The organism is Pontivivens insulae (assembly GCF_900302495.1).
In the GTDB taxonomy this organism is placed as follows: domain Bacteria; phylum Pseudomonadota; class Alphaproteobacteria; order Rhodobacterales; family Rhodobacteraceae; genus Pontivivens; species Pontivivens insulae.
This window is the reverse complement of record NZ_OMKW01000005.1, coordinates 39,128-63,820: the sequence shown is the minus strand read 5'-3', so window position 1 is coordinate 63,820 and position 24,693 is coordinate 39,128. Positions and strand designations below refer to the sequence as shown.

Here is a 24,693-nt window from a genome sequence, read left to right as displayed (position 1 = left end):
AACTCTTCGCTTGATTTTGGTTAACATCACTAAACACTGAAATAATTCCCATTGCGCAGCACAAATAAGGTAAAATTTTATTAGGTATTGATAGGAAATATTCTAGTCCTTCATACCTAATATCGTTCAGCTTATTGGTGGCTTCCAAATGAGGATTTCACCCGATGACCGTTGACCTGTTACGCAATATCTCCCTGACCGTTATATGCGCATCCGCTCAACCTGCTTTAGGCGAAGCATCTTTCTCTACTGCGCACAGTTTTGAGGAGATCGTAGAAGAACTGACAGCAGACGACCCCGGAGCGGATCTCTCGAACCTACTGGTTGTTATGGATGATGACGACACGTTGACAATGATGCCCTGCCCGGTTCCGACATCCCCCTCCCAGTGTCAGTATCTCGGAGGTCCCGCATGGTTCAGCTGGCAGTCAGATCTCAACGAAATGTCAAATGGAGGTGCTTTGCTGCCTGGTCAGATCGCAGCGACTGACGCTCAGCTTTATCCAATCAGCGACCTGCTGTTGACGCTCAACAACATGGACTATGCCGACCCTAGCATTCCTGATGCATTGAGACAGCTCACTCGGATGGGTGCTAAACTACTCGTCATAACCGCCCGTGACACTGATGTCGTGTCAGCTACTCAGGGGCAATTCGACCACCTTTCAATACCGAACGAGGGCAGCCTGTTGGAGATGATTTCGGGAAATGCACCTGTTTGGCAAGCTAGCGGTGTTCCGTCAATGGCCGGAACTGAGGGTGCAGGTTTTTGCGATATCACCACGCCAGTCGCCTACCAGGACGGCATCGTCTACGCCACAGGCCAGAACAAGGGGGAAGTGCTCAATTGCTTTCTCGGCAAGGCAGAAGTTACCAGTATCGATCAGATCATCTTCATCGACGACACGATGGCAAACGTACAAGATGTCTATAACAGTTTCCTTGACAGCCCCGACTACGATGTGGCTGCAGTCCACTTGACACAGCTAGCCGCTCACAAACAAGCATTCGGCCCGACGACAGGTACGTCAGAACTGACCGAGTATCAGATTGCTGCGACACTGAGGTGGCAACATATCAGTAGCGCCCTCGCGCTTACCTTACTCTCTCCGGCCGGGCTAGATTGAGAAGCACTACAACGAAAGGCGACTTTCGGTAACTGCGTTGCAGTGTTCAGCCCCCTGCCCCAATGTCCGATCGCGACCGCCCGCACTGAGACTTGCGCGAGCAGTACGTCCCATGCTGAGCGGCCGGCAATGTCCCGACTGACAATCAACTGCCTATCAGCCGCAATCCTGTTCCAGAAACTCTGATACTCTAGCGGCCACGTCCTCTGCTTCAGAGAGCAATGCGTAGCCTCCAGCACCAGAATAGAGTATCGGCGGTCGCTGGCCCTTTGCCTTAAGAAATCGGCATAGAAATTGAGGGCTCAGCACCGGGTCCTGAGCGCCATGCAGCCAAAGCTGTTTAGCTGGCAAATCATCGTAATAGATGCCCCAGTCGCTGACGATCGAGGCCTGATGAGACATCATCACTTTCGGCCCGCCACTCACCATATGTTGGATCCCACGCTCCATCACAGGACCGGTATCTGGATCGCTTAGCGCGTTGAGGTCACTTTCGCACTCAGCCCCGACGGTGGAGAGGTAGGCATGTGCACCTTTGCGTCTCCACTTGGCGATACCGATGCGCAGCACCATTTCGAGAACCTTTGGGGCGTATTTTATACCGGCTGCGCCAATCCGCGCTTCGATGTGCATGCCCTTCAAGACATCGGAGGTAATCGGCACCCCCGCGCTCACCATGACAGCAGCGCCGACGCGTCCCTTCAATGCTCTTGCCGCACGACAGGCAAAGCTGATGCCAGATTGATGAACCAGAAAGTCCATCGAAGGCCAATTCAGTTGATCACACAGATCCAGCACGTCCTGTGTGACCTGTTGATCATAGTCTGACCATTTTGCAGGCGGGTCCGATTTGTTCATACCGGGTCGGGAAGGCGCCACGACGTCGAAACCGCTTCGCTTGAAATAAGCGCTCAATGCTTCTGAGAAAAACGGCCCCTGATAGAGACCATGCCAAAACAGCAGCGGACGCCCACCGCGCAGGCCATAGCGGTTGACTTGCAGACGCCGGCCATTTGGCAGCTTCATAACTTCATCCGTGGCGCGAAGGGCCTCGGCAGGAGAGCCGGACGACACGCGGTCGATCCGATCTTCTGAGACAAACGCAAAACTTGTCATCATCTGAACGACCTCTGACATCTGCTTTGCGTTTGTTTTCTTGAGGATGGACTTCGCTTGGGATCGGATCGTCTCACGGCTCTTGCACAGGACCTCCGCCGCATCGCCTTGAGAATGACCCGATAGAAAACAACTGAGCAGATGAGCCTCAGCTTTTGTGAACCCAAACAGGTCCATCGATTGCACGATGCCTGTTTGGTGCCAATCGACATAGTTGATCAACACAGCCAGACCGCTGCGTTCGCCCCCATCTGCGCCCCGTGAGTGAAGCGGCGTGCAGCGGGCAATCAACGGGAACGGGTTGTCATCTCGCTCAAGCGAGATCACGGAACTTCCCTGTGGATCCCCTTTTGGCGCAAGCAAGGCACATTCGATCAGGCGTTTTTTTGAGCTTTCACTCAGATTGATCTGTGAAAATGTGCATGGGAATTGGCAACCAAACAACTTCGCCGCGACAGCATTCCCAAAGGCGCGCCGCCCATCGTCAGAAATGACGAGAGTAGCCATGCTTGAAGGGCCACCCACGCGCTCCTGTCCGGACACATGCGCTTCGCTACCCGACAGGAGCGCATCCAATCTGGTCATGTGGCGTTCAAGCGACTGCTCAATCCCCTCAATCTCAACGATGTCGGACGCCACACCTTCCTGAGCTGAGTTCGGAAAGAACAACGCATCAGTTGCGGTGACCAGCCAAGCGATGGAGGCAGAGCTTCCGGCCACATCATAGGCTTGATCAAGCAGGTTAAGCAGACGGTCCGCCGGGTGGTCCTGCTCAGTCCTCGTTTCAAAATTACTCAAAACAGCTCATTCCAAAACATATCTCAGGCCGCACCCTCATCGAGGAATGTCGATAGTCTTGCGACAACATCCTTCGCTTCAGCCAGCAGCACATCACCGCCCCGATCCGCGTAGATCACAGGTGCCGCCTGGCCCTGGCGCTCCAGAAACTCTCGCACGAACTGCACGTTTATGACCGGATCACGCGCCCCATGAAGCCACAATTGCCGCTTTGGCAAATAGTGATAGGCCGTCTCCCAGTCGCTCATCGCGCAAGCCCCGTCTTGCATGATCGCCTCTGGCCCGCCGCTCGCGAGATGATGAAGGCTGCGTTCGATCACCGGTCCTGTCTCAGGATGATCGAGCGTTTCAAATTCCACCGCAGAATGCGCCATCTTGTTCGCGAGAAATGTATACGAGCCTTGCTGGCGCAATTGCGCAACACTGACGCGAAAGATCAGCTCCAGAACTTTCGGAGCATATTTGACCGCTGCAGCGGCCACACGCGCGTCGCGGGTCATCGTCTTCAGCATGTCGTCCTTGATCGGCACGCTTGCGCCCACCATCACCGCAGACCCCACACGCCCCTCCAGCGCCTGTGCGGCGCGGCACGCGAAACTCGTCCCGGTTTGATGGACCAGAAAATCCAGTTTCGTCCAGCCAAGAACGTCGCAGATGGCGACAACATCTTCGGTAACCTGCTGTTCGAAATGCGCCCACTCACCCGGTGCATCTGTGCCGTTGAAACCAGGTCGTGATGCAGCAAGTACGTCAAACCCGGCGGCCCGGAATTGGTCGTTCAATGTCGGCGTGATGAATGGCCCTGGGTACAGCCCATGGAAAAACATGAGCGGACGCCCACCCTTCTGCCCAAGCCGGTTGATCTGAACACGCCTGCCATTTGGCAATCTGAGGACTTCACCCTGATCGGGAAAATCGGCTGTAGCCGGAGCAGCGTGCGCGGGTGCCGGCTGATCTTCGGTCATGAACATATAGCCGGTCATCAATTGGATAACGTCCGACATCTGTGTGGTTTTGGTTTTCCGAAGAATTGATTTCGCCTGCGCACGTACGGTTTCGCGGCTCTTTGACATGGCACGCGCAGCCGCTGTTTGAGAGCATCCGCGAAGCAAATACCCCAGCAAATGCGCCTCAGCCCGTGTCAGCCCAAACATCTTTGCAGCTTTCAGAATCGCATTTTTCTGCCAATCCACGTGATTGATCAGCACCCCGAGGCCGGTGCGGTCGTTGCCATCCGGACCACGAAACTGCAATTTCGTGCATCGCGCGAAGTAGAGCCGCTGGTGTTCAAGAAGTTCGATCTTAATGACCCGACTGCCTTCCAGGCATCCGCTTTCAGCGTCGCGCAAACACCTCAAAACATCCTTTCTCGAAGTCTCGCTCATCTCGACGGAATAAAGTGAGCAGGGAAATCGACATCCCAAGAGCGCGGCTGCTGCGGCATTTCCAATCGCTCGCCGTCCGTTGTCTGTGAGAACAAGACTCGCCAAATATGGATCAGAATTCAATTGCTCGCTGTCCGGATCCGCTCCAGAAACCAGCGCTTCCAGACGCACAATATGGCGGTCCAGTGAATCATTTGAGCGGTATGCATCTGCAAGGTCGGTTGCCAGCGCTGCCCCCCCGGACAATGGAAAAAACAGGCTGTCCGCCGCAGCCATCAGACCGTCAATGGATTGCGAACTTTCTGCAATTTCATAAGCTTGATCGAGAAAAACGAGAAAACGCTGGCTAAATCGATGTCGTTGTTCTGTAATTTTATGTTCACTCAGCAGTAGATTTTCCATGAAGAAAACAGATGCGTATCAAAAACTTGCGGCATCTCCGTCACAACTCAGCGTGCCCTGCGACGCTCTCAAACAATGAAGACTGCTGAACTCGTCTTCAATCGTCTGATAAATCCTGTCGCGTTTCAATCTACCTTGTGGTCCAAAAAAATAGAGATTGTTGATCTGATTTTAGTCCCAACTTCACTGTGATCGCGATGGAGTATGCCGGACCAGAAAAGGCTAATTTCCCCAAACACATTCAGGGGATTCCTTTTCTGCGTATGGCAGAATTTGGTCACTACAATAGCGGAAAGCGCATGCTTTTCATGTTTGCGCTTAACCGAAATAGGAAATGCGCAATGCCACCTCCCCCGGTCATCAGAGACATCGTAGGAACGGGTGTCGCATGTTGGGCTGTCAGCCATGTCAGCCCTGTGTCGGAGCGAGCTTGGGAGACCGTGTGTAGCCACCGCATTGCCTTCACTGCTCTCTCGCGAAACCGTTGTTCTCCGGTTGCGAAGTAAGCAGTCAGTTGGATTTCACCGTGGCCAGCAACACCATGACAAATCCCAAGATCATCAATCCTGAAATAATCATGATCTTGATCAAGCGCGGCCATCGCACGATCCAAGTGCTTTGCGTCGCCCGTGACTTTCCAGAGCTCTAGAAATGTGAGGCCAATGCCGAGTGCGCCGTGGCACCAAAAATTGCGAATGCCCTCATCTTCAATGGTGTGACCCCACTGCACTGTCGACCGCGCCTCTGTTGGTGCCAAACGGTGAGCCCACATCCAGTCGGCGCCCTTGGAGGCGGCATCAAGAACGTCCCCGTTGTCTTCAACAGCGTCGGCATAACAAGTCAGAAAATAGGTAATCCCAGCAACCCCGTGCGCAAAACCGGCTTGGGGTGGTTCCTGCCCTGCCAATTGACCCCATGCCGTATCCCAACCGCCATCCGACCTTTGAGCGGCCATAATCTGCTCAGCGCGTAAACCGGCCGGCTCGAAGAAGGACACATCGTAATCTTTGGCCAGCTTGAGAAATGCCAGCCCCTGCCCCGCTTCGCCATGGGTGATGTCGAGGCTGGGCGCCACTGCGGCAGATACCGCCGCAAAATAGTCGTCGAGCCACGATCCGCCCTCAAGTATTCCAGCTTTGACGGCCTCCAAGATAGCAATGGCGACCCCGGCCTCACCCGCATACAGGCCGGGCATTTGCATATCCTCTGTCGGATGCTGTTCGAGCAACCACAGCGCCAGTTCCCGCGCTCGGTCCCGCGTGTCTTCGCCAATGCCGCACCTCAGAAATTGCGACCAAAGGTACAACAGACCGCCAAGCCCCTTGTAAGGATTGCGCAACAATTTCAATTCATCATCATCGAACTGAGCGAGCCACAGTGAGCCATCCTTGGTCACGGCTGATCCATCGAGCAGCCCTTGCAGGAGTGCTTCGTGATAGGCTTTCTTGGAAATCATTGAGGCAATCCTTCGCGCGAACGTGCGGCATCCAACGCAACGCCAATCTCATTGAGTGTCGGTCGGTCACTCGGGGCATAGGCGACCGTTGCCGCCAATGTATCCAGTAATTCGGGCTCTAAACCCGTCATCCGCCTCAGCCGTCGGATCAGGCCGTGCTGGGGCGTGAATTTCACATGATGGATCTGGCGAACCGACGTCCCACAAAGCGCTGACAAGATGAGCGTCCCAAGCGCGTAGATATCGTCTGCGGTCGTGGGAGTCTCCATCGCAGCCTGCTGCGGTGACATGAAACCATCCGTGCCAAGCGTATATGGAACTTCCTCGGAGCCCGCTTTCCAAGCCAACTCAAAATCAATCAGCGAGGGCCGCAATGCGTCATCAAGCACAACATTTCCATCTGACAGATCCCGATGCAGGACACCGGCCTCATGTAGTCTTTCTACGAGAGCGACAATACTGCGCCCGATCGTCAGCATCCCGTACCGTTCGTGGCGGGGGCGAAAGGCCAGAGGCCAGCTGAGCGCGTCTCTCAAAGGCGTTCCAGGTACGAATGTCTTAATGAGTGCAGCAATGTCAGACGTCTCGATAACCCCCTCAACGCTTGGCACGCCCTCCACGTTGTTCAGCATTCGCAGGATATCGGCTTCATGGTGGACACGTTCGTACATGTCCCGTCCCTGTGGATCGTCGAGATAGTCACGTCGACCTGTCTTGATGATCACGCTCTGCTTGGTTTCTAGTGCAAGACCCAAGAAGACAGAGCCTTTCACGTCGTTCTTCAATCGGGACACCAGGATGTAGCGACCCTGAAGTTGCTCCGCCAATTCCCGAGATTCTTCATGTCCATAGGCTGGCCGCGCGTCTGATCCGAACGGATGCACTGCGGGCGCGTAAGGTACGTCATAGGTGTCTTCGACCAATTCGCCGGTGATCTGATCAGCGATCATGCGCCGTATTTTGCCCCGGTCTGTCCGCTCGATCAGCGGCAAGATGCCGCCAAAACGGGAATGTACGACATCCCCAAGCCGCAGGTCAGTCATCACCCTGGGGCCTCGAAATCCCTGGGTAGCCGAAATCAGCGCTGGAGCGAGTGCGCCAGCCTCATGCTCATCCGCCGGATAGACTGTCATGAATTTGCCAGACTGGGTCTCCCCCAACAAACCCGAATTGAGCTCGTTTAAAATAGAAGGGGTACGCGCGACCTTGAACGAGATGCCATGCTCTTTGAGAATTGGAAGCACCGCATTCAGCACTCTCTCGGCATGTACCAGGATCGCGCTGATATGAAATTTCCAGCCTTCTTGGGGAAGAGCCCTAACACCCCGCGCCTCAAGCCACGGTCCTTCGGCGGCCAATTGGAAGCCGTGATTGTGCAAAATGTCCTTGTAGAGATCGGGGCGCATAACAGCGTCCCGATCCTGCGCCGGAGTTCGGCTTCTCGATTGCGCAATCACTTTTCACGCACCGTTAAGCGCGGCTTTCCCGGCACGCTGGCTGCAGGGAAGCGCACGTCGAAATCAAACCGAACGTTGACCGACGCCTCAATTCCGCGCTCCACGCACGGACCTGCCCGGGTCATGAGGAGCATGTCGCTCTCCGACGATCCGTTCGTTCCGCAAGCAGATTTCCCGCAATCAGACGTATCAGTGACACAGGACCCCTGATTGCATGTGGTATCTGTTCCGCATCCAGTGCCGCCGCAGTCAGACGTGTTGGTGATACAGGCACCCTGTTTGCAGGTCGTGTCTGTACCGCAAGCGCCTGAACCACAGTTCTTGGTGTCTTGACCGAATGTTGCGGCGTCCTGCAACGTCAGCCGAAAGCCACTGAAATGCTGGATTGAGTTGAGTTCACGCAGAGCATCAACGTCTTCCCTCTCAATCTCCTTGAGTTTGTCGACGGCTTTCGTAGCCCCGTCGGCGAACTGCTCCAGAAGATCCGAGTTCGCAACAATCTCCTTGATGATGCGCTCAGCTTTTTTGATGTCCATTTCACCTTGCAGGTGGCGAACCACCCTCCCTGTTGACGTTCACCCGGATCAGCGCCCGAGCAGAGCCAAGTATCAGCCTGACGTAAGGGAAGGTCTGTGCGATTATGCACCGAAGCCCATGGTAAGGTTAAGCAATTGCCGCAGAATTTTCCTAAAAATGTCGCCATTATCTGGTCCAGCATCGGAAATCGGCACCGTGAAACCTGCAAATTTGAACGCCCAGCAGGATCGAGCTCTTCAACAGCTTAAGGAAGCGTCTTCTTCAGCTTGATGAAAGATATGCGTAGGTTGAAGAGCCCGATCCGAAAGAGAGCAGAACTGCTGCTGTGTCAAAGCCGCGATGCCTCGCTCAGCCACACTCTTGCATTTGGAATAAGCGGCAACGCATTCGCGATGTCCTTAAGGCCGCGCTATTGTCCGATAAAGTCTGCGCGCCGTTCCTGCAAAGCGCCATAGAGGTAGTCGACCAGCAATCGCGCCCTGCGTATCCGTCGCAAATCGCCATGAAGCAGTATCCATGTCGACCGTCTTTGATCCAAGGTCGTGCCGGGTACCCGTTGCATATCGGGAAAGACGGATTGCACCCAATTCGCAATAAACGTCATGCCAGCACCGTTGCGCGCAAGATGAAGATGCATTTGTGGATCTTGGACAGCGTGGCGGACGCGTGCATTGGGAAATGGCGACGCATCAATCATGGTCTGCAATTCGGGTACATCGCCATATCCGATCCAGGTCAGTCCAGCACCTTTCGGGCCAGCGTTAGGGAGCACCGTGTCGACATACTTGCGCGACGCGAAGACACCAATGGACAATGGAAACAGCTTCCGGCCAACCGCGTCTTCCTCGACGTCGACGACATGACGGATCGAGACATCTGTTTCATCCTTTTCGATCGAGTCGATGAAGTAGGACAATCTCAGGTCAATCTCGATCTCCGGATAGAGGCTGGCGAAATCCGCCAAGACAGGCGCGAGCAGATAGTGCGCAGTCAATGGATCAGCAGAGAGACGAATACGGCCTGAGGCTTCGCGATCCAGTCCCTTCACGGCGCTAAAGCCCTTCAGGAGCGCAGCCTCAGCCTCCAACGCTTGTGGGAGCAATCGTCGTCCGGCGGCTGACAGTGTGAGGCCTGCTGCATTTCTGCGAAAGAGCGTCGTTCCTAACTGTGCTTCCAACCCCTCGATCTGGCGTCTTACCGTCGCGTGGGTGCCCTCTATCTGTTCGGCGCCGGCGCGCAACGACCCAGATCGCGCGACAGCAAGAAATGCCGGCAGCGATTTCCAATCCATGGCAAGTGTACCGTTTTTGAACCAATGTGGTTCATTTTAGGCAATTATTGGATCAATTTAAATACTGCATCTCTCTGACCAGACAAATGGAGAGATCATCATGGGAACCACATTCAACGCATGGAATGTCAGCCGCTACGGTGGGCCAGAAGTCCTAAGATCTGTTTCGTGCCCAGTACACTCGCCGGCCGCACGAGAGGTGCTTGTGCGCATCCGCGCTTCTGCTGTGTCTCGTGCAGATAGCATGATGCGCGCAGGGCAACCAAAATTTGCCAGGCTGTTTCTTGGTCTGTCACGCCCACGGAATGGGTTGGTCGGGACTTGCTTTTCCGGTGATGTTGTCGCTGTGGGTGACGAGGTAACCTCCTTTCATGTCGGCGATGCTGTCTTTGGGGAGGCAGGCCTTCAGTTTGGTGCAAACGCGACACAGATCTGTGTCGATGAAACTGGAAGCCTTCTGAAAAAACCAGAAACAATCAGCTACGAAGAAGCAGCAACGCTTTTTGATGGCGCGATGACGTCCTGGCATTTCCTGACCCGCGTCGCACAGGTTCAACCGGGCGAGACCGTACTGATCCTTGGTGGGTCCGGCAGCCTCGGAACGGCAGCCGTACAGTTCGCCAAGGCTTTGGGGGCGAATGTCACGGCCAGCGCCAGTGCACGCAACTTTGAATTGGTCAAGTCACTTGGGGCGGATCAAGTCGTCGACTACGTGTCGCACGACCCCCTTAAAGCCAGTTCTGCTTATGACGTCGTCTTTGACACACTTGGGGTATCCTCATTCCGGTCGGCAAAACCAGCACTCAACAGAGGGGGACGGTATCTGTCCCCGGTGCTCGGGTTGACGCTGCTGAGTGACATGCTGCTGACAGCGGCATTTGGGCGCAAGAAGGCGAAGTTCGCGGCGGCGGGTATGTCAAAGCCTGAGGTGCACCGTGCAGAGCTTTCCGAGGTTATTGCGCTGATGGCCAGCAACAAGTTTTCGCCTGTCATGGACAGGACCTATCCGTTGGCCGATCTGGTAGAGGCCCACCGCTATGTCGAAACAGGCCGCAAGCGCGGCAATGTCGTCGTGGTTTAGGGGGCAAGAGATATGAAAACGTTGCTGCTTTCACCCGGGCAAGTCCGTTTCGCTGGTCTTTGCTATCTCATCATCATCCTCTGCGGGGTCGGTTCAGAGGTCGCGCTGCGCGGGCCGCTGATTGATCTTTCATCTGCCGATGGCACCGCGCAGGCAATACTGGCCCAGATGATGCGGTTTCGGATGTCGATCATGGTGGATGTCTTGATGGCGCTTGCTGATGTCACGCTGGCCATCTTGCTGTTCTGGATGTTTCGCCCGGTCTCAGCGGGACTAGCACTGACAGCGATGATCTTCCGGCTGCTGCAGGCGGGTTTGATCGCCGCGGGGCTTCTGAACCTGCAAGCGGCGGTTTTGCTGCTTCAATCAGGGACTATAGACGACCGCTCGGACCTCGTACTCACTTTCATAGCAATGCATGCCTATGGGTATGACCTGGGCCTGATCTTCTTTGGCATTAACTGCCTTTTGACCGGCGCCTTGATTGTCCAGTCCGGATTTGTCCCGCGTGTGCTTGGGATCGGAATTGCTCTGTCCGGGGTGGTATACCTGTCAGGCAGCGTCCTGCGCTTCGTTGCACCTGACCTGCACGGGATCATCGTCCCCGCGTATGGTGTGCCACTGGTCGCAGAAACGGCCTTTTGCCTGTGGCTCCTGTTCACGCGCAGAAGCGGGTCGACGGCGACATCCTAGCCTCCCAAACGTGACCAGCCCTTCGCACGGCAGTCGATACCAGACTGCCCTGCCCATCCGCCAATCCGACACACCTCATCCTGCAAAAGGACACTGACATGTCAGAACACGCCGTTCTCACACTCATAAAGCAAGCCGACAAAGCGATCAGCGCCGAAGACTTTGACACGCTCATGGAATTCTACGCCGATGATGCGGCCCTCGTGGTGCAACCCGGCCAGATCGCCAAGGGCAAGCCGCAAATCAGAGAAGCCTTTGTTGCAATCGCAAAGCACTTCAAGAACACGCTGACCGTGACCCAAGGAGCAGCGCATGTCGTCGAAGGTGCGCAGACCGCCTTAGTGATCATGGAGACCCATTTGCACATTGCCAATGCCGCCACGCCGATGACTCGCCGGGCCACTTACGTTTTCCGGCGGGACCAAGTGCACGGTTGGCTTTGCACGGTCGATAATTCTTACGGCACGGATCTACTCAATCCTGCATAGGGCTCCGCCGCATCCATGCCGGTTTCTTCGCAACTATTGGAAGACGGAGATCAGACATGATCACGCCACTTATCGTTCTCGTAATCCTCTTTGGTCCGACACTTGTCGCTGCAATCCTTGCCCACAGAACCGCCGCATATGGCCTCATCAACTTGGGCGGCGTATTAGGCTATGCCGCTGCCTTTGCATTTTTCTCTGTGGGGCATTTCGTCATCACTGACGAAATGGTGGCTATGTTGCCAGACTTTCTGCCGGCACGCGGGCCGCTTGTATATGCAACCGGTTTGCTGGAGGCCGGACTGGCCCTCGCCCTGTTGCCGATGCGTACACGGGCATATGCCGGTCTTGGCTGTATCGCAGTATTAATCCTGTTCTTTCCGGGCAACATTTATGCTGCAATCAACGGTGTCGGCCCAGGGGGACACCAGTGGGGCCCAGTCTATTTGCTCGTCCGCGCGCCATTACAGGCCCTTTTGATCTTCTGGGGATATTGGTTTGTGTTGCGTGGCCGTGGATTCTCTAAGGTGCGGCCAAACCTTTCGGCGCACTGAAAAAAGCAAAAAAATTCCGATGAAAACATCCCGTCGGACCGCGCACCTGCTGTGCGGTATAAAGGGCCGCAATACAGCATCGTTAAGGTAGCCCGCAGGTCCGGGTTGGGCCGCCTCACGAAGCGGAGCCTTCGCAATTTCCGATCTCATCTCGCCCCAGCAGAAGATAAACCCGCTTGGCTCAATCTGCTTCGAAAATCACTCATATCGGCTTTGTTCTGCAAAGGCATTCTGTCCAAGAGTTCAAGGCCGACCGTGGGGATCGCTCTTTGGCAGGCAAGCCGGGCTTCTCTTGCTTTTGATGCATCCCCTGACGCGACATGCGACGCTATTTTTAGGAAATGGGCAAGGTACCATTCATCGTTGCGATGAAGCGCCTTGTCAGCCCATTCGACGCACAGATCGAATCGACCCACTACATAGTGGGCCATTGCGAGCCCAGAAAATCGGAAGAAAATGCTTGGATCCAGTGGATTGGACCTAATCGCGATCTCTTGATTGTCGATAGCCGCGTCTGCCTCTCCAAGTATTGCCAAGAGCGTGCCTCGGCTGCCATATGCCAGAGAGCAGTTTGGATTGAGCATCACAGCCCGATCCAAGGCCGCACGGGACTCGTCAAATCTTTCCAGGGCCCAGCAACTGATGCCAAGCGCCCAGTGAGCGTATTCATTCTTGCCATCCAGCGCCACAGAGCGCCGGGCCAATGCATAGGCAGCTTGCATCGGAGGGCTTGGATCCTCTGAGAACCCCAGAAGTGCGATATGATGGTTGATCAGGGAAAGTACCATATTTGCCTCGGCACTTTGTGGATCCAACGCCAAAGCACGCTCGAGAAGAGATTTTGCATGGGCGTAAGCCTCAGGCGTGAACTCGTATAGAAGACGCCAAGACCGCATAGTCAGTTCCCAAACTGTAAGTTCAGGCCGCGCCGTGCGTTCAACACGCTCTGATATGGTATTGAGCTGGACAACGGTTTGGATCGAAGCAACGACGTTCCGCGTAATCTCGTCCTGAAGATCAAATACATCTTCGATCTGCCCGTCGTAGCGTTCGGACCATACGTGGCCGCCCGTTGACCCATCTATGAGCTGTGCGGAAACGCGGACACGGTTTCCAGATCGCTGAACGCTGCCCTCCAGGACAAATCTGACGTTCAACTGCCCTGCGACTTCTCTGAGATCCACGTTCTTGCCTCGATAGGTAAACGTGGTGTTCCTTGCGATTACGAAGAGCCAGGGAGATCGAGAAAGCGCAGTGATGATGTCGTCCGCAATGCCATCGGACAATAATCCTGATCGGGGTCACGTGACATGTTTTCAAACGCCAAGACAGCAATCGATGGTTGCTCAGGCAGATGCGGCGCAGGCGCCTCCACAAGAATTGGCTCACTTCGTTGATCCAGCGCGTCGCGGAGCTCAAGCTTCGAGGACACTTCGAGCTTTCGATAAATGGTCGCCAAGTGCGTGCGGACTGTAGACGGAGCGAGGCAAAGCGCATCAGCAATTTGCTGATAGTTGCGCCCGTCAGAATACTGGGCCGCAATTTGCGCTTCCCGGTCCGTCAAATGCTGTGTCATTGCTTTGACTCTCCGACAAGCCGCGCGTTCTCCAGCGCGATGACACTTTGCGCCGCGAAGATCTGAGCCAGCCGCAATGTATCGTCGGAAAACGGACGCACGGATTGCCGGTAAATTGTGAAGGCACCAACCAATTGATCCGCCGCCAGCATTGGGATCGCCACAAACGATCGAGCGCCTCCAAGATCAGCGGTGGCATAGCGCAGTGGATCATCGGTTCGGTAAATGGCCTCGGACTTTACGTCGATGATGTTGATCACCTCACGCTGTGTGGTCATACGCCCAAGGCCAGTTTGATCACTCACAGAAAATGTGCCGCTGTCATTCAGCCAAGTCTGAAAGGCCTGCGGTATGCCCAGAGTAAAGCTGGCGGAGTAGGTCTTCTTGCCCAGATACTCGAACAGGATGCCAAACTCCGCATCACAAAGGTCGAGCGCATAACTCAAAATCGCGGGCATGACTAAGCTCAAGTCACCATGGGACGCACCGATGATGCGCAACACCTCGGTGAGCGCTTTTTCACGGCTCAGTGCCTCCTCAAGGCTCAAAGCGAGTTCTGAGATGATGGCCAGGTAATCCACCTCGTCGCGGGGAGCGGGAATGGAGCCCGAAAGCCGACTGGCCAACTCAACTTTGGAGGAGACCTCGAGCTTACGATAGATCGTAGCCAGATGGGTCCGCACGGTCGATGGTGCAATGTGAAGGTCAGACGCGATCTCCTGATAGCTACACCCTGCGGCATAGCTCTCGGCGATCTGGTTTTCCCGTGGGCTGAGGTTGTTGCTGTCGAGCATCCGTTCAGTTCCATTCGCTGCCTGTCCCTAGGCTAATCAAAACGTTGGAAGCCGGACAATCCTGCAGATGCAGTAGTCAAATACTGCATCACCATTTCCAGAATTACAGCATCTGCCCGATACGATGCTTTGTGCCCAATGGATAATTTCAGAACTGTAGATGACAGTGAGAGGAAATCGTCATGGCACACCGGGACATAGCCCAAGCCTTCTTTGAGGCTTGCGAGACAGGAAAAGGCTGGGAGATCTGCAAAAAATGGTGCGACGAGGCGGCGACGTTTTCTTGCCAAGCTTATGCGCTGGCTGAAACCAAGACCCTCGCTGCCTACTGTGATTGGATGCGGGGCCTTCTGACGCCAGTGCCCGATGGGCGCTATGTCCTGACCGCGTTCGCCTTGGACGAAGAGCGCCAAACCGCTGTAGCAACGGCGGAGTTCCATGGCACACAAACCGGTGATGGGGGTCCCGTGCGACCAACCGGGAAGACGGTGGTGTCAGATTACGCCTATGTCATGCGATTTGAGGGGCGCAAGATCGCGCACATGACCAAAATCTGGAACGACGTTCAGGCGTTGCGCGGATTGGGTTGGGCGTGATGCGCTGGCGGATCCTTGCGCTGCTGTTTTTCGCCCGGATCGGGCTGGGGTTTCAATTTCAAACCCTGGCCTCGGTCGGGGATGGCTTGGTGCTGGCCTTTGACATCGACTACGCCTCTGTAGGGCTATTGGTTGGGCTGTTCATGGCGCCCGGGCTCTTTCTGGCACTACCAGCGGGCTATCTCGGCCGGCTCGTTGCAGACCGCCAAATGGTGGTTCTAGGCCTGGTGACCTTGGGCATCGGAGGATGGGTTTCTTCATTGGCCATGAGCAGCAGCGGCATTGGGCTGGGCCGCCTCATCGCGGGCGCAGGGTTTCTGTTTACAACACTCTATTTCACCAAGATGGTCGCCGATTGGTTCGAAGGGCGAGAGATCGCAACAGCGATGAGCATCTTGGTCATGTCCTGGCCTTTTGGTATTGCCATGGGACAACTTGGGCATGCCTGGCTGGAGCTCGTTTTTGGCTGGCGCGCACCATTTCAGGTCGCCTCTGCATACTGCCTCTTAGCGGCTGCGGCAGTCTTCGCCTTGTACCGGCCCCCAAAGGCCTCAAGCCATGCGCGTGCGACAACGTCAGGCCGGTTGAACAGACAGGAATGGCACCTTGTGATCCATGCATCTTTAGCCTGGGGTGCGTTCAATGCGGCCTATGTCATCTACCTGACTTTCGGACCTAAGGTCCTGGAAACGGGGGGCGTATCAGCAGTTGCAGCGGCCGGGATCATCAGCATCGGCAGTTGGTTGATGATCGCATCAGGCGCGGTTTGCGGATATATCGTTGACCGATTTGGCCGCCGTGACTTGGTTCTTGCGACTTGCATGACAGGCGCTGTCTTTGCGCTCTGGATCCTGAGCTTCCCTGGCGGTGGGGTGGCAGCCAGCTTGCTATTCGGCTTAATCGGTATGGCCCCCGCGGGCGTGATCATGTCACTGGCCGGTTTGGCGCTAAGGCCCGAGGTCCGCGCCTTTGGCATGGGCATCTTTTTCACAACTTACTACGCGATCATGTTGGCCACACCACCGATCGCGGGAGCGATCTATGATGCCACAGAACAAACGGACGGCCCCATCTTGCTGGCTATGATCCTGTTCGCAAGTGTTGTGCCGCTCGCACTGAGTTTCACATTCACCAAGCGCCGTATTAAATCGGTGCGCCAGACGGAGCAAACCGCATGATTGTTCGGAAAACGCTGTTCACCAAGGAAATCATAACCGCCGACGAGCTAGGCAGAGCCTGTTCACCAATTACGCGCGTTGCTGCGATGGTCGTGGTTCGGAACCAATTTGCGGGTCAGGATCAAGACGATCTCTCAGAGCTCTTCGAGATTGCGGGTGAGCTAGGCCCAAAGATGTCGACGGAACTGGTCTCGATGTTGCCGGGTCCCGCGGTGAGTTACGGCAAGGCGGCACTTGTAGGGACAGCTGGCGCGATGGAGCACGGCGCTGCGGTCCTTCACCCCAAGCTTGGCGCGCCTGTCCGTGCCGCAGTCGGAGGCGGGCAAGCCTTGATGCCCTCGAACCACAAGGTCGGTGCCATAGGCGACCTGATAGATCTGCCGCTTGGTCACAAAGACGATCCATGGGCGTTCGATTTTATCGACACCATGACACTCTCCATCGCAGACGCGCCTCGCGCAGACGAATTGATCTTGTGTATCGCACTGTCTGACGGTGCGCGGGCAAACCCAAGAGTTGGCTCAAGACCGCCGGGCAAGTGAAAATGTTGAACGGCGTGCACCAACGACTTTGCACTCGAGTTAAGTCGGCTGCAAATTTTCACTCGGACCATCTTGTTAATACCGTGAATGCAACTCTCAGACCTCGCATGTAACGTTTGAATAAACTGGATACGCTCCCAGCGATCTCAAGTAAGTAGTCTGCGGGATACAAGCCGTTCCAGCCAAAGGAAAATAGCATCCTCGAGTTCAACGCCGAGATACCGAACCGTACTGTCCATCTTATTATTGCCAAGCGGTAGCTGCACTGCGCGCAGGTTGCCCGTCTTGCGATAGATCGCGGCAACCTTCGTTCGCCGCATCGAATGTGTTCCGTAGGCGCTCGGCTTAAGCCCGGCAGAGCTTTCCCAATCCCGGACGGCCTTCGCGATCCCCCCCCCCTGTCCTCCCGGCGATCCAATGCCTGGCAATGGCCGTTAGCAAACGCAATCCACGGCTGGATTAGATAACCAACGCCAATTTCTTTCTGGATATTTGGATTTGCGCTTCAACGCCCCAGTCGAATGGAAGGAAATCCTGTTCGATGCCGTCGGCAAATATAACGCCGCCTTCATTGATCCTCGACAAAACCGTTAGGCTCGCTTGTTGCTCTATCTCTCCCGCCGCAATTTCACATCCCGACGTTCGACTGGGCCAAGGCTCCCGCGCGAAAAATGCGGCGCGGTTATCTTCAGGTGAAATATCGAAATTGCGGTTCGTCGCTGTCATGATTGATTTAGCCCAGCCCGTGAGGCCAGTGCCTGTTGCCACAATCATCCCGGAAGAGGATTGAAACTCCTCAGCGCCGCCAGCTTGCACAACGTAGCGGGCGGACTGGTGTGATCGGTGCCCGATAAACAGCTCGTTTAGCGCAAACAACGACAACCCTTCGCCCGCTTTAACTTCCACCATTGTACGAGCCTGAATATCGACGTTCGCGTGCACTGTGCGCTTTAGCAGACCAGGCAGCGTGTCCACCCCATGCCGGGTCAGAATTCCCTCGGATGAGGCCGGATCAGGTGTAATTCCAACAACAGGTTGACCATCCAGATACTTGGCCAAATTCGCAACCAGGCCATCCTGACCGATTGGCACCACGATATCATTTTCGCTGAACAGAAACCTGCTCAAGTCTTCCCGCAGGACTTGAACGAAGGACCACTCCGCGGGAATGGCCTCCTTCGCTGCGGCTAGCGTGCGGGATTGCAACGCATCCCGCACTTCCAATTCGTCGATACGCTGGCCTCGGGTCGAAAGGAAGAATTCAGCCTGTCCCCGTGTGCCATGCTTGGCCAACAAAGCGGCGTACTCGGTCTCCCTGCTGACCAGCACAATGCGCGGCTTCAAACTGCTCATCTCACGTCTCGGGTGCTTGTGAACCAAACAACAATTTGGCCTGCTGGGCGATACCAGCCAACATGTCGGGAGTGACATTCAGGCTGTCGATTTTCTCCAGCTTACCCGCGAACTCCTGGGCGGCCAGCGCAAACATTACGGCAGGTGGAACCTCTGCGATGGCAGCCATCCGAGCCTTCTCCATGTCAGCGGCTGCCTGTTCCACCAATCTGATCCGCTTCGCTTCAGCTTCGGCTCCGACGATCTTTGCTTCGCTGTCTGCTTCGATGGTGATCTGCTTTGCTGCGGCTTTCGCCTCAGCTTCAGACCGGGCGTTGGCGTCTTCGCGCGCGATCAACTCCTTCCTGCGTGCGGCCAACGCGATCTGGTTGCTCAACTCGTTTTCAGCAATCGCGCGTTCCTTGTCGACGGCCAACGCCCGCCTGGAGAAGGTCGCCTCATCCGCTTTCTGTTGCAAACTCTCGAAGGTGGGTGCCTGCAGGGCCCGATACACTTCAGGACTCGGCGACAGCGCTGACACGCGTATGCTGACAACCTCCAAGCCCATCCCATCCAAAGTCGGATCAGCCTGAAATCCGTCGGTGATTGCGGCCTGAACCGGCGACAACCCAGCCTCCAGCAGGTCTCGTACACCTTTGTCTTTGAGGTAAGCATCGGAGAATTGCCGGACCAACCCTGTCAGCACAGATTTGATTTGCTCCTCGGGTTTGCTGAGGCGAACACCCCTATTGATATCGATCCCGAAATCAATGCGCGAGGCTACCTTGTCTGCGTCAACAACACGCCAGATGACAGACCCTTGAACGGCCAGATCCTGGTAGTCAGACGATTGCCCCTTGATCATGAAGATCAGCTCACGGTCGTTCATCGGAACTTCCGTCAGGGACGCGCCATTGGGGTCAAACCAGATGGACAAGCCGCGTCCGGACTTCTGGAGAACGCCCTTGCGGAAGTACTGAATGTGTTGCGAGGCTTCAGCACGCAAGAGATTGGCAATAACGTAGCTTCTGATTTGAGCCATTGATCTTACTCCTCTGGCTTCACTGCATATAATTCGGCAGGGCGATATGCGCCCCCGGTTTCAAATTCACCTGTCGGGACAATCATTCCACGGTCGAGTAATTTGCGCCGAAACGGGGGTTTCTTAAGCTCTCTGCCCAAGATTGCCTGATGCACCTCCTGCACCTCACGCAAAGTGAATTTGGCCGGCAGAAGGGCATACCCAACACGTGAGTAATCAAGCTTACCTCTGAGCCTTTTGACCACATCGCCAAGGATTTGCGCGTGGTCAAATGCAAGTTTCAAATCAGTGCCATCGAGAATTGCTCTAGCAGGCCCGCCGGTTTCGCCCGCCCAATCCACTCGAATTGTAGCTAGTGGTTGGCCAGCAAGGACGTCCGACGGGCAAAGCGCCAGATAGACGATACTGATCACCCGACCACGCGGATCCCTGTCTATCGCGCCATAGCTCGCGAGCTGCTCGAAATGGATGTTCTGCAGTCCGATTTTCTCAGCCAGCACTCTTTGAACAGTCTGATCAAGTGACTGATCAATTCGAACGAAACCACCGGGTAACGCCCAACCAGGAACATCGTCACCCGCCCGATCAATCAGCAAAGCTTTTAGCCGACCTTCAACGACCGTCATAATCGCGAGATCAATGGCCACGCTGGGTTTTTCGTATTTATCGAGATCGAGCATATTAATATCCGTTTTGGTTATTACCTATATGGATATTAATAAGAATGGCGTCAACCCTAATCTGAAATTAGGCGGTTTCTGCCCAAGATTCGCATCTGTGCGCGCCAGCCAACATAGGCCTAGCTGCAATTTCAGTGTTGAATGCCAACGACTTCCATCCCATGCAGCGTCGCTACATCGGCCTTGCAGGCGAAGGTCGGCAAGGGGCCAGAACCGAACATTTTGGAACCCGATCTTGGACGAGGAATCGCCGATTGACGACACGTGACCCGTGCTTACGCTTTCAGCGGGCAACATGGCGGCAGACGTTTCGGTCAAGACTGGGCGCTACAACGAAGCGGGCAATCCATCGGCCCCCCGTGCGGTGAAGGCGATCTATATCGAAAGAGCCGCGACGGCGTTCTGGCTGGCATTGGGTGGCGCCCTGCCCTTTGCAATGTTCACGATATACCATCAGCTCAAGCATACTGACGCGATGCTCGCGCGCATCGGCGCGATCAGGTGCGCCGATCAGTGCCGTCGTCCATGTTATGGGTGTGAGCCACGTCGAATTCGATCCAAGAAGAACAGGCAACGATTTCACTGTCTTTGATGACATTGCAATTTGGGAACGGATCCTTCTGGAAACGCACAACCCATCGACAGCGTATGCCCCCGAACCGTCAGGCTTCAACGCTCGTCAGATCTGCTAGTCCAAATAGGCCCTGCGTTGGTGTCACCCCAAAAACGGTGGCTGCAGTTCGTGTGAGGTGCGATGCATCAGAAAAGCCCGCGGCGACTGCGGCATTCCCGATGCCCTCCCCCCGCAGCGCGAGCTGCGTCGCACCAATGATAGCTGCCCAAATCTTGAATTTGCGAAAGGTCTGACCGGTGCATTCCTTGAAATGTCGCAGAGCGAGCGTGCGCTCTATTCCAATAGCGTGGGCCAAATCGATCTGTGACAGACGGCGCAGCGGATCATCGTAGATCTGAGGGATCAGCCGCATCACGCTTTGGTCGCGCGGGCCTGTGTCCTGCTCCAGCCTCTTGCGAAAGGACGCGATACGCCCGGCATCAGCTGTTGCAAATGCACCGGGCAAGCCATGCCAATCCGCATCTAGAGACGCAAAGTCGCCACGATCGTTCAGCCGCAGCCCATCGAAATAGACGATATCCGCACCACCATCATAAACGCTGACGCAATGCGGAACGCCTGGCCGGATACACACTGCATCAGCCTCAATTTCCATACGTTTGCCGCTGACACGCACTGGCGCACGACGCCCAAGGATGATGCATGGCATCAAGTTCTCATGCGTTGAAAGATCGCCTGGATGAAAGGCGAAGAGATGATTGCGGAACTGGATATTCTGCATGATGTGGACTTCGCGGCGGACGGTATGGCTCGACGAACATGCTAGCAGTCAACAGCCGCTGCGTCTCTGGAAGCCGGGAAAGCGTTTGAGAAAGTTGCACGTTTCTTCAAGGCCCCACCGCCGATCCATGGCAAGCACGCACCCCGCAGGTGAAGGTAGTAGACCTGTCATATTGGGACGCAAGATCATGAAAAGACTTATAAAAATAGCTGCAACGGGTGTCGTCGGGCTGGCTATTGCCTTGGTACTCGCTTGGAATTTCGTGCCACATCCAGTCGCAAGGTTACTGATCCAAGTGAACAATACCTCTGCGGGTCTAGAGGCAAAAACAGTCTCTACCCCGCTTGGGGACATTCATTACCTCGAAGGCGGCACAGGTGAGACAGTTCTGCTTTTGCATGGCATTTACGCCCGCAAGGAACACTGGATCGAGATGGCCCGCCCGTTCGTTGAAGACTATCACGTGGTCCTTCTTGATCTGCCAGGGTTCGGGGATAACGCCAAATTGCCGGCTGAGGCCTACGCGCTTGAGACCCAGATGACCCATTTGACTGCCGTAATGGATGCTCTTGACCTCGGTGCCGTACATATCGGGGCAAACTCTATGGGGGCCTACGTCGCCAGCCTCTTTGCAGCCGAAGCGCCGGATCGTGTCACGAGTCTGGCTTTCATTGGCAGTCCACTGGGCGTCCCTACATCTATCCAGAGCGACATGGACACAGCGCGTGCCGCAGGCGACTTGCCCCTTGTGGTGCAAACGGAACAGGATTTTCTTGAACGCAACGAATGGCTCTCGCCGCAAATCCCCTATGTGCCTGGACCTATATTGACGCTTTGGATGCAAGCAGAGGTCGCAGCAGCGGACCACAATTTGGAGATATGGGACGTTGTTCACCACCAGTCGCAACCTCCGACGGTCTTGGAACTTGCCCCCACATTGGCAGTGCCTGCGCTCGTCTTGTGGTGCAACCCTGATCGGATATTCCATATCAGCGGCGCCGAACCCTTAGTTGCGGCCTTGCGGGACGCTGAACTGCGGACGATGGATAATTGCGGACACCTTCCCATGTTGGATCAACCTAGGGCGACGGCCGACATCTATCTCGAATTCCTTCAGTCTATTGGCGCGACTGAGGGCAGCTGAACATCACGCCCAAAGCCACCGGATGCACGCTGTTCCATACAGGCTTGGCGCAGTAGCCCAGTGTCGTGAGGGTGTCCGTCTCGCTAGGGACGGACACATCCCGTTGCTCCAGCGGTGGAGATCAACACCTGATTGGGACATCGTTGGGTATGGAAAAAATCATCATTGAAATGACCAGCCTAGCGACGATTGCGATTGTAGCCTTCGGAATCCTCTTGAGTCTTACTCAAACGCCCTTCCCCCGCGTCCGGCTCAGCTTTGCTGCCTTCCTGGCCGCAGTCGCAGCCAACAATCTATCGACAGGATTGACCCCCCTGTTGGAAGCGCTCGGCACGCTGCATGTCGTGGAAGTCGATCTTGTGCTCGGGTTGGCGACTTCGCTGTGCCTCGCCCCGTTGTTCTGGATCTACGTTGTCGCGGTGACGTCTTCGACCGACCACGGGATGACTACGCGTCTTTTGCACTTTGCGTTGCCGGGTCTTGCGGCCATGGCGGGGTTCTTGGTGCTTATCGCCCCACGCAGTGTTCGTGATGTGCTGTTCGCAGAAGGAATGCTGCCCGCATCACCCTATCATTCGACCCTGATCATTCTGCTGGTGTTGCTGCATTTGGCGATCTATCCGCAGATGGCGATTTACCTCATCCTGATCGTCAAGCGCATGCATAACTATCGGAAAATGCTGCGTGATCTTTATGCCAGCACTGAACGGCACGAACTGCGCTGGATGTACTCCATAGCGGTATTGGGCGGCGTTTTCTGGTTTGCCAACGCCGCGATCGTATTTGTAAGCGCATCCCCGTCACCTTCCGACGCATCATTTGCCTTCACGACTTTGTCCGGTCTTACTGGCCTCGGCCTGGCAACAGCAACGACCCTGTGGGGACTGCGTCAGCAGCCACCGTTGATGAGCGATCAGTCCTCGGGGGATATGGGCCCCGTTACAAGGGTAAAACCCACCAATGCAGTCAGCCCCAAATACGAGAAGTCGGCTTTGAGCAACGAGACCACCGCGCGCCTCAGTCGAAAATTGCGCAAATCGATGGAGGTCGATCACCTGCACCGAGATCCCAATCTTTCGCTCTGGACATTGTCACGCCACATCGGGGCGTCCCCCAACTACATTTCCCAGACACTGAACGAAGAGATCAAAGAAACCTTCTTCGACTTCGTCAACGGCTATCGCATCTCAGACGCGAAGGACCTGCTTGAACGCACCGACCAGACTGTTCTTCAGATTGCATATGAAGTTGGTTTCAACGCGCGCTCCTCATTCTACAATTCGTTCAAACGCAGAACTGGCGTCACGCCCACACAATACCGGCACTCTCTGTCCGATCCGTCCGGGATGGACGACGCAATTGCGTCGAACTGACAGATGACAGTCGTTCCGGATCACACGCCGGAGCGTTCCACTCGATAAAGACAAGAGAGATTTAGTAGATGAAACGAAGCCTGATCCTGCTCCTCCTCGCGCTTCCAGCATGCGAGTCGCCTGCTGAGATTGCAGCGCGCGAGCAATTGGATGCTGCCTGCATACAGGGCAATCTAGACGCCTGCACTGCGGTTCAGCAACGCGTTGCAGCCGAAAACCAAACCCTCGCTATCACCGCCGCAGGATTTTAATTGAGAAACCTGAAGCGGCCAAGCGTACGACGCTTGGCAGCTTTAGGTTACGGCGCTGTGGATCTACCCCCCACGGGTGGGCCGCGGCGCCGGCACGACCCCTATGAACTGATTGGACAACGCGACATGCAACAGATCTCTATAATCGTTTCAGCAGCAGCTCTAGGAGGGATCATCGGGTTAGGCGCTTTTGAGACCATCTTCGCCTCATTGGGAAGCGCGGCTTGCGCCGGGGGATGTGCGTTCGGTCTGCTGCAACAGGCGGCTCGAAGGAATAGAGGTTAACCGATGACGAGCCCGCGCTTGAAACGATTCAACTCGGATGGCCCCAAGGCCGAGGGATCCGTGAACACAAGACGAGTGCAAGCTGTCCGTACTAGATCACCTATCGCAGAAACCGGGAGTTGATCTGCAGGCTTCACTTGGCGCCTTCCCCTGCCCTACCCCT

Annotated in this window: 24 protein-coding genes and 1 pseudogene; 11 read left to right on the top strand and 14 right to left on the bottom strand. The window is 55.5% G+C overall.

The window, feature by feature from the left end:
- Window positions 1–164: 164 nt before the first annotated feature.
- Entirely contained in the window at window positions 165–1,127 is a 963-nt protein-coding gene (locus tag POI8812_RS17185) for a DUF2608 domain-containing protein (protein WP_108783862.1), read from the top strand.
- 156 nt (window positions 1,128–1,283) lie between these two features.
- Here POI8812_RS17185 and POI8812_RS17180 read toward each other — a convergent pair whose 3' ends face one another.
- From POI8812_RS17180 to POI8812_RS17155, 6 genes are all read right to left on the bottom strand, one after another.
- A complete protein-coding gene (locus POI8812_RS17180; RefSeq protein WP_108783861.1) occupies window positions 1,284–3,041 on the bottom strand; it encodes a bifunctional helix-turn-helix transcriptional regulator/alpha/beta hydrolase in 1,758 nt (585 codons plus the stop codon).
- 23 nt (window positions 3,042–3,064) lie between these two features.
- Complete coding sequence (locus POI8812_RS17175; protein WP_162845014.1) at window positions 3,065–4,390, bottom strand: bifunctional helix-turn-helix transcriptional regulator/alpha/beta hydrolase; 1,326 nt, start codon at window positions 4,388–4,390, stop codon at window positions 3,065–3,067.
- A gap of 718 nt (window positions 4,391–5,108) precedes the next feature.
- Window positions 5,109–6,284, bottom strand: a complete 1,176-nt coding sequence (locus tag POI8812_RS17170) for a lanthionine synthetase LanC family protein (RefSeq protein ID WP_108783859.1) — start codon at window positions 6,282–6,284, stop codon at window positions 5,109–5,111.
- The gene (locus POI8812_RS17165; RefSeq protein WP_108783858.1) at window positions 6,281–7,690 is read right to left on the bottom strand and encodes a class III lanthionine synthetase LanKC N-terminal domain-containing protein; all 1,410 of its coding nucleotides are present in this window, start codon (window positions 7,688–7,690) and stop codon (window positions 6,281–6,283) included. The genes POI8812_RS17170 and POI8812_RS17165 overlap by 4 nt, the downstream gene beginning before the upstream one ends.
- Window positions 7,691–7,737: 47 nt before the next feature.
- Window positions 7,738–8,301 (bottom strand): hypothetical protein, encoded by a 564-nt coding sequence (locus POI8812_RS17160; protein ID WP_146186194.1) that lies wholly within the window; start codon window positions 8,299–8,301, stop codon window positions 7,738–7,740.
- A gap of 386 nt (window positions 8,302–8,687) precedes the next feature.
- Window positions 8,688–9,569, bottom strand: a complete 882-nt coding sequence (locus tag POI8812_RS17155) for a LysR family transcriptional regulator (protein ID WP_108783856.1) — start codon at window positions 9,567–9,569, stop codon at window positions 8,688–8,690.
- Window positions 9,570–9,669: 100 nt separating this feature from the next.
- Between POI8812_RS17155 and POI8812_RS17150 the strand changes: the two genes are divergently transcribed.
- The 4 genes from POI8812_RS17150 to POI8812_RS17135 all read left to right on the top strand — a co-directional run bounded on the left by POI8812_RS17150 (window position 9,670) and on the right by POI8812_RS17135 (window position 12,382).
- On the top strand, window positions 9,670–10,650 hold the full coding sequence (locus tag POI8812_RS17150) for an NAD(P)-dependent alcohol dehydrogenase (RefSeq protein WP_108783855.1): 981 nt from the start codon (window positions 9,670–9,672) through the stop codon (window positions 10,648–10,650).
- Between the two features lie 12 nt (window positions 10,651–10,662).
- Window positions 10,663–11,343: a DUF4386 domain-containing protein gene (locus tag POI8812_RS17145; protein ID WP_108783854.1), complete on the top strand. Its 681-nt coding sequence runs from the start codon at window positions 10,663–10,665 to the stop codon at window positions 11,341–11,343.
- A 98-nt stretch (window positions 11,344–11,441) separates the two neighbouring features.
- Window positions 11,442–11,831 (top strand): YybH family protein, encoded by a 390-nt coding sequence (locus POI8812_RS17140; RefSeq protein WP_108783853.1) that lies wholly within the window; start codon window positions 11,442–11,444, stop codon window positions 11,829–11,831.
- A gap of 56 nt (window positions 11,832–11,887) precedes the next feature.
- Complete coding sequence (locus POI8812_RS17135) at window positions 11,888–12,382, top strand: DoxX family protein (RefSeq protein ID WP_108783852.1); 495 nt, start codon at window positions 11,888–11,890, stop codon at window positions 12,380–12,382.
- Between the two features lie 146 nt (window positions 12,383–12,528).
- On the opposite strand, the gene POI8812_RS17130 is transcribed toward POI8812_RS17135, so the two are convergent.
- From POI8812_RS17130 to POI8812_RS17120, 3 genes are read right to left on the bottom strand one after another with little or no spacing between them, the layout of a single operon-like run.
- On the bottom strand, window positions 12,529–13,566 hold the full coding sequence (locus POI8812_RS17130) for a tetratricopeptide repeat protein (protein WP_146186193.1): 1,038 nt from the start codon (window positions 13,564–13,566) through the stop codon (window positions 12,529–12,531).
- A gap of 38 nt (window positions 13,567–13,604) precedes the next feature.
- The gene (locus POI8812_RS17125; RefSeq protein WP_108783850.1) at window positions 13,605–13,958 is read right to left on the bottom strand and encodes a helix-turn-helix domain-containing protein; all 354 of its coding nucleotides are present in this window, start codon (window positions 13,956–13,958) and stop codon (window positions 13,605–13,607) included.
- Window positions 13,955–14,752 carry a LuxR C-terminal-related transcriptional regulator gene (locus POI8812_RS17120; protein ID WP_108783849.1) on the bottom strand — a complete coding sequence of 266 codons (798 nt, stop codon included), beginning with the start codon at window positions 14,750–14,752 and terminating at the stop codon, window positions 13,955–13,957. The genes POI8812_RS17125 and POI8812_RS17120 overlap by 4 nt, the downstream gene beginning before the upstream one ends.
- Before the next feature lie 182 nt (window positions 14,753–14,934).
- On the opposite strand from POI8812_RS17120, the gene POI8812_RS17115 reads away from it, so the two are divergent.
- Genes POI8812_RS17115 through POI8812_RS17105 form a run of 3 tightly spaced genes read left to right on the top strand, consistent with a single transcriptional unit; the run spans window position 14,935 to window position 17,068 of the window.
- Window positions 14,935–15,348 (top strand): nuclear transport factor 2 family protein, encoded by a 414-nt coding sequence (locus tag POI8812_RS17115; protein ID WP_181377214.1) that lies wholly within the window; start codon window positions 14,935–14,937, stop codon window positions 15,346–15,348.
- Window positions 15,348–16,526 carry an MFS transporter gene (locus tag POI8812_RS17110; RefSeq protein WP_108783847.1) on the top strand — a complete coding sequence of 393 codons (1,179 nt, stop codon included), beginning with the start codon at window positions 15,348–15,350 and terminating at the stop codon, window positions 16,524–16,526. Before POI8812_RS17115 ends, POI8812_RS17110 begins: the two co-directional genes overlap by 1 nt.
- Window positions 16,523–17,068 (top strand): amino acid synthesis family protein, encoded by a 546-nt coding sequence (locus POI8812_RS17105; RefSeq protein ID WP_108783846.1) that lies wholly within the window; start codon window positions 16,523–16,525, stop codon window positions 17,066–17,068. The genes POI8812_RS17110 and POI8812_RS17105 overlap by 4 nt, the downstream gene beginning before the upstream one ends.
- Before the next feature lie 146 nt (window positions 17,069–17,214).
- On the opposite strand, the pseudogene POI8812_RS17100 reads toward POI8812_RS17105, so the two are convergent.
- The 4 genes and pseudogenes from POI8812_RS17100 to POI8812_RS17085 all read right to left on the bottom strand — a co-directional run.
- Window positions 17,215–17,454 (bottom strand): annotated as a pseudogene (locus tag POI8812_RS17100) (site-specific integrase); the annotation flags it as partial.
- A gap of 73 nt (window positions 17,455–17,527) precedes the next feature.
- Entirely contained in the window at window positions 17,528–18,421 is an 894-nt protein-coding gene (locus POI8812_RS17095; protein ID WP_108783845.1) for an NAD(+)/NADH kinase, read from the bottom strand.
- A gap of 1 nt (window position 18,422) precedes the next feature.
- On the bottom strand, window positions 18,423–19,442 hold the full coding sequence (locus POI8812_RS17090) for an SPFH domain-containing protein (protein WP_108783844.1): 1,020 nt from the start codon (window positions 19,440–19,442) through the stop codon (window positions 18,423–18,425).
- Window positions 19,443–19,447: 5 nt separating this feature from the next.
- Window positions 19,448–20,122: an NUDIX hydrolase gene (locus POI8812_RS17085; RefSeq protein WP_108783843.1), complete on the bottom strand. Its 675-nt coding sequence runs from the start codon at window positions 20,120–20,122 to the stop codon at window positions 19,448–19,450.
- A gap of 271 nt (window positions 20,123–20,393) precedes the next feature.
- Here POI8812_RS17085 and POI8812_RS17080 point away from each other — a divergent pair, with 271 nt between their 5' ends.
- Window positions 20,394–20,714: a hypothetical protein gene (locus tag POI8812_RS17080; protein WP_146186192.1), complete on the top strand. Its 321-nt coding sequence runs from the start codon at window positions 20,394–20,396 to the stop codon at window positions 20,712–20,714.
- Between the two features lie 70 nt (window positions 20,715–20,784).
- On the opposite strand, the gene POI8812_RS17075 is transcribed toward POI8812_RS17080, so the two are convergent.
- Window positions 20,785–21,477 (bottom strand): helix-turn-helix domain-containing protein, encoded by a 693-nt coding sequence (locus POI8812_RS17075; RefSeq protein WP_108783841.1) that lies wholly within the window; start codon window positions 21,475–21,477, stop codon window positions 20,785–20,787.
- Between the two features lie 187 nt (window positions 21,478–21,664).
- Here POI8812_RS17075 and POI8812_RS17070 point away from each other — a divergent pair, with 187 nt between their 5' ends.
- Together POI8812_RS17070 and POI8812_RS17065 are read left to right on the top strand one after the other, a co-directional pair.
- Window positions 21,665–22,621, top strand: coding sequence for an alpha/beta fold hydrolase (locus tag POI8812_RS17070; RefSeq protein ID WP_162845015.1), 957 nt, complete (start codon window positions 21,665–21,667; stop codon window positions 22,619–22,621).
- Window positions 22,622–22,770: 149 nt separating this feature from the next.
- On the top strand, window positions 22,771–23,994 hold the full coding sequence (locus POI8812_RS17065; RefSeq protein ID WP_108783839.1) for a helix-turn-helix domain-containing protein: 1,224 nt from the start codon (window positions 22,771–22,773) through the stop codon (window positions 23,992–23,994).
- Window positions 23,995–24,693 lie beyond the last annotated feature (699 nt).

Excerpts from the sequence above, each read along its gene's own strand:
- POI8812_RS17185 (WP_108783862.1), top strand. The coding sequence starts at position 165 with ATGACCGTTGACCTGTTACGCAATATCTCCCTGACCGTTATATGCGCA.
- POI8812_RS17170 (WP_108783859.1), bottom strand. The coding sequence starts at position 6,284 with ATGATTTCCAAGAAAGCCTATCACGAAGCACTCCTGCAAGGGCTGCTC.
- POI8812_RS17165 (WP_108783858.1), bottom strand. The coding sequence starts at position 7,690 with ATGCGCCCCGATCTCTACAAGGACATTTTGCACAATCACGGCTTCCAA.
- POI8812_RS17155 (WP_108783856.1), bottom strand. The coding sequence starts at position 9,569 with ATGGATTGGAAATCGCTGCCGGCATTTCTTGCTGTCGCGCGATCTGGG.
- POI8812_RS17150 (WP_108783855.1), top strand. The coding sequence starts at position 9,670 with ATGGGAACCACATTCAACGCATGGAATGTCAGCCGCTACGGTGGGCCA.
- POI8812_RS17145 (WP_108783854.1), top strand. The coding sequence starts at position 10,663 with ATGAAAACGTTGCTGCTTTCACCCGGGCAAGTCCGTTTCGCTGGTCTT.
- POI8812_RS17140 (WP_108783853.1), top strand. The coding sequence starts at position 11,442 with ATGTCAGAACACGCCGTTCTCACACTCATAAAGCAAGCCGACAAAGCG.
- POI8812_RS17135 (WP_108783852.1), top strand. The coding sequence starts at position 11,888 with ATGATCACGCCACTTATCGTTCTCGTAATCCTCTTTGGTCCGACACTT.
- POI8812_RS17125 (WP_108783850.1), bottom strand. The coding sequence starts at position 13,958 with ATGACACAGCATTTGACGGACCGGGAAGCGCAAATTGCGGCCCAGTAT.
- POI8812_RS17120 (WP_108783849.1), bottom strand. The coding sequence starts at position 14,752 with ATGCTCGACAGCAACAACCTCAGCCCACGGGAAAACCAGATCGCCGAG.
- POI8812_RS17115 (WP_181377214.1), top strand. The coding sequence starts at position 14,935 with ATGGCACACCGGGACATAGCCCAAGCCTTCTTTGAGGCTTGCGAGACA.
- POI8812_RS17110 (WP_108783847.1), top strand. The coding sequence starts at position 15,348 with ATGCGCTGGCGGATCCTTGCGCTGCTGTTTTTCGCCCGGATCGGGCTG.
- POI8812_RS17105 (WP_108783846.1), top strand. The coding sequence starts at position 16,523 with ATGATTGTTCGGAAAACGCTGTTCACCAAGGAAATCATAACCGCCGAC.
- POI8812_RS17095 (WP_108783845.1), bottom strand. The coding sequence starts at position 18,421 with ATGAGCAGTTTGAAGCCGCGCATTGTGCTGGTCAGCAGGGAGACCGAG.
- POI8812_RS17090 (WP_108783844.1), bottom strand. The coding sequence starts at position 19,442 with ATGGCTCAAATCAGAAGCTACGTTATTGCCAATCTCTTGCGTGCTGAA.
- POI8812_RS17085 (WP_108783843.1), bottom strand. The coding sequence starts at position 20,122 with ATGCTCGATCTCGATAAATACGAAAAACCCAGCGTGGCCATTGATCTC.
- POI8812_RS17075 (WP_108783841.1), bottom strand. The coding sequence starts at position 21,477 with ATGCAGAATATCCAGTTCCGCAATCATCTCTTCGCCTTTCATCCAGGC.
- POI8812_RS17070 (WP_162845015.1), top strand. The coding sequence starts at position 21,665 with ATGAAAAGACTTATAAAAATAGCTGCAACGGGTGTCGTCGGGCTGGCT.
- POI8812_RS17065 (WP_108783839.1), top strand. The coding sequence starts at position 22,771 with ATGGAAAAAATCATCATTGAAATGACCAGCCTAGCGACGATTGCGATT.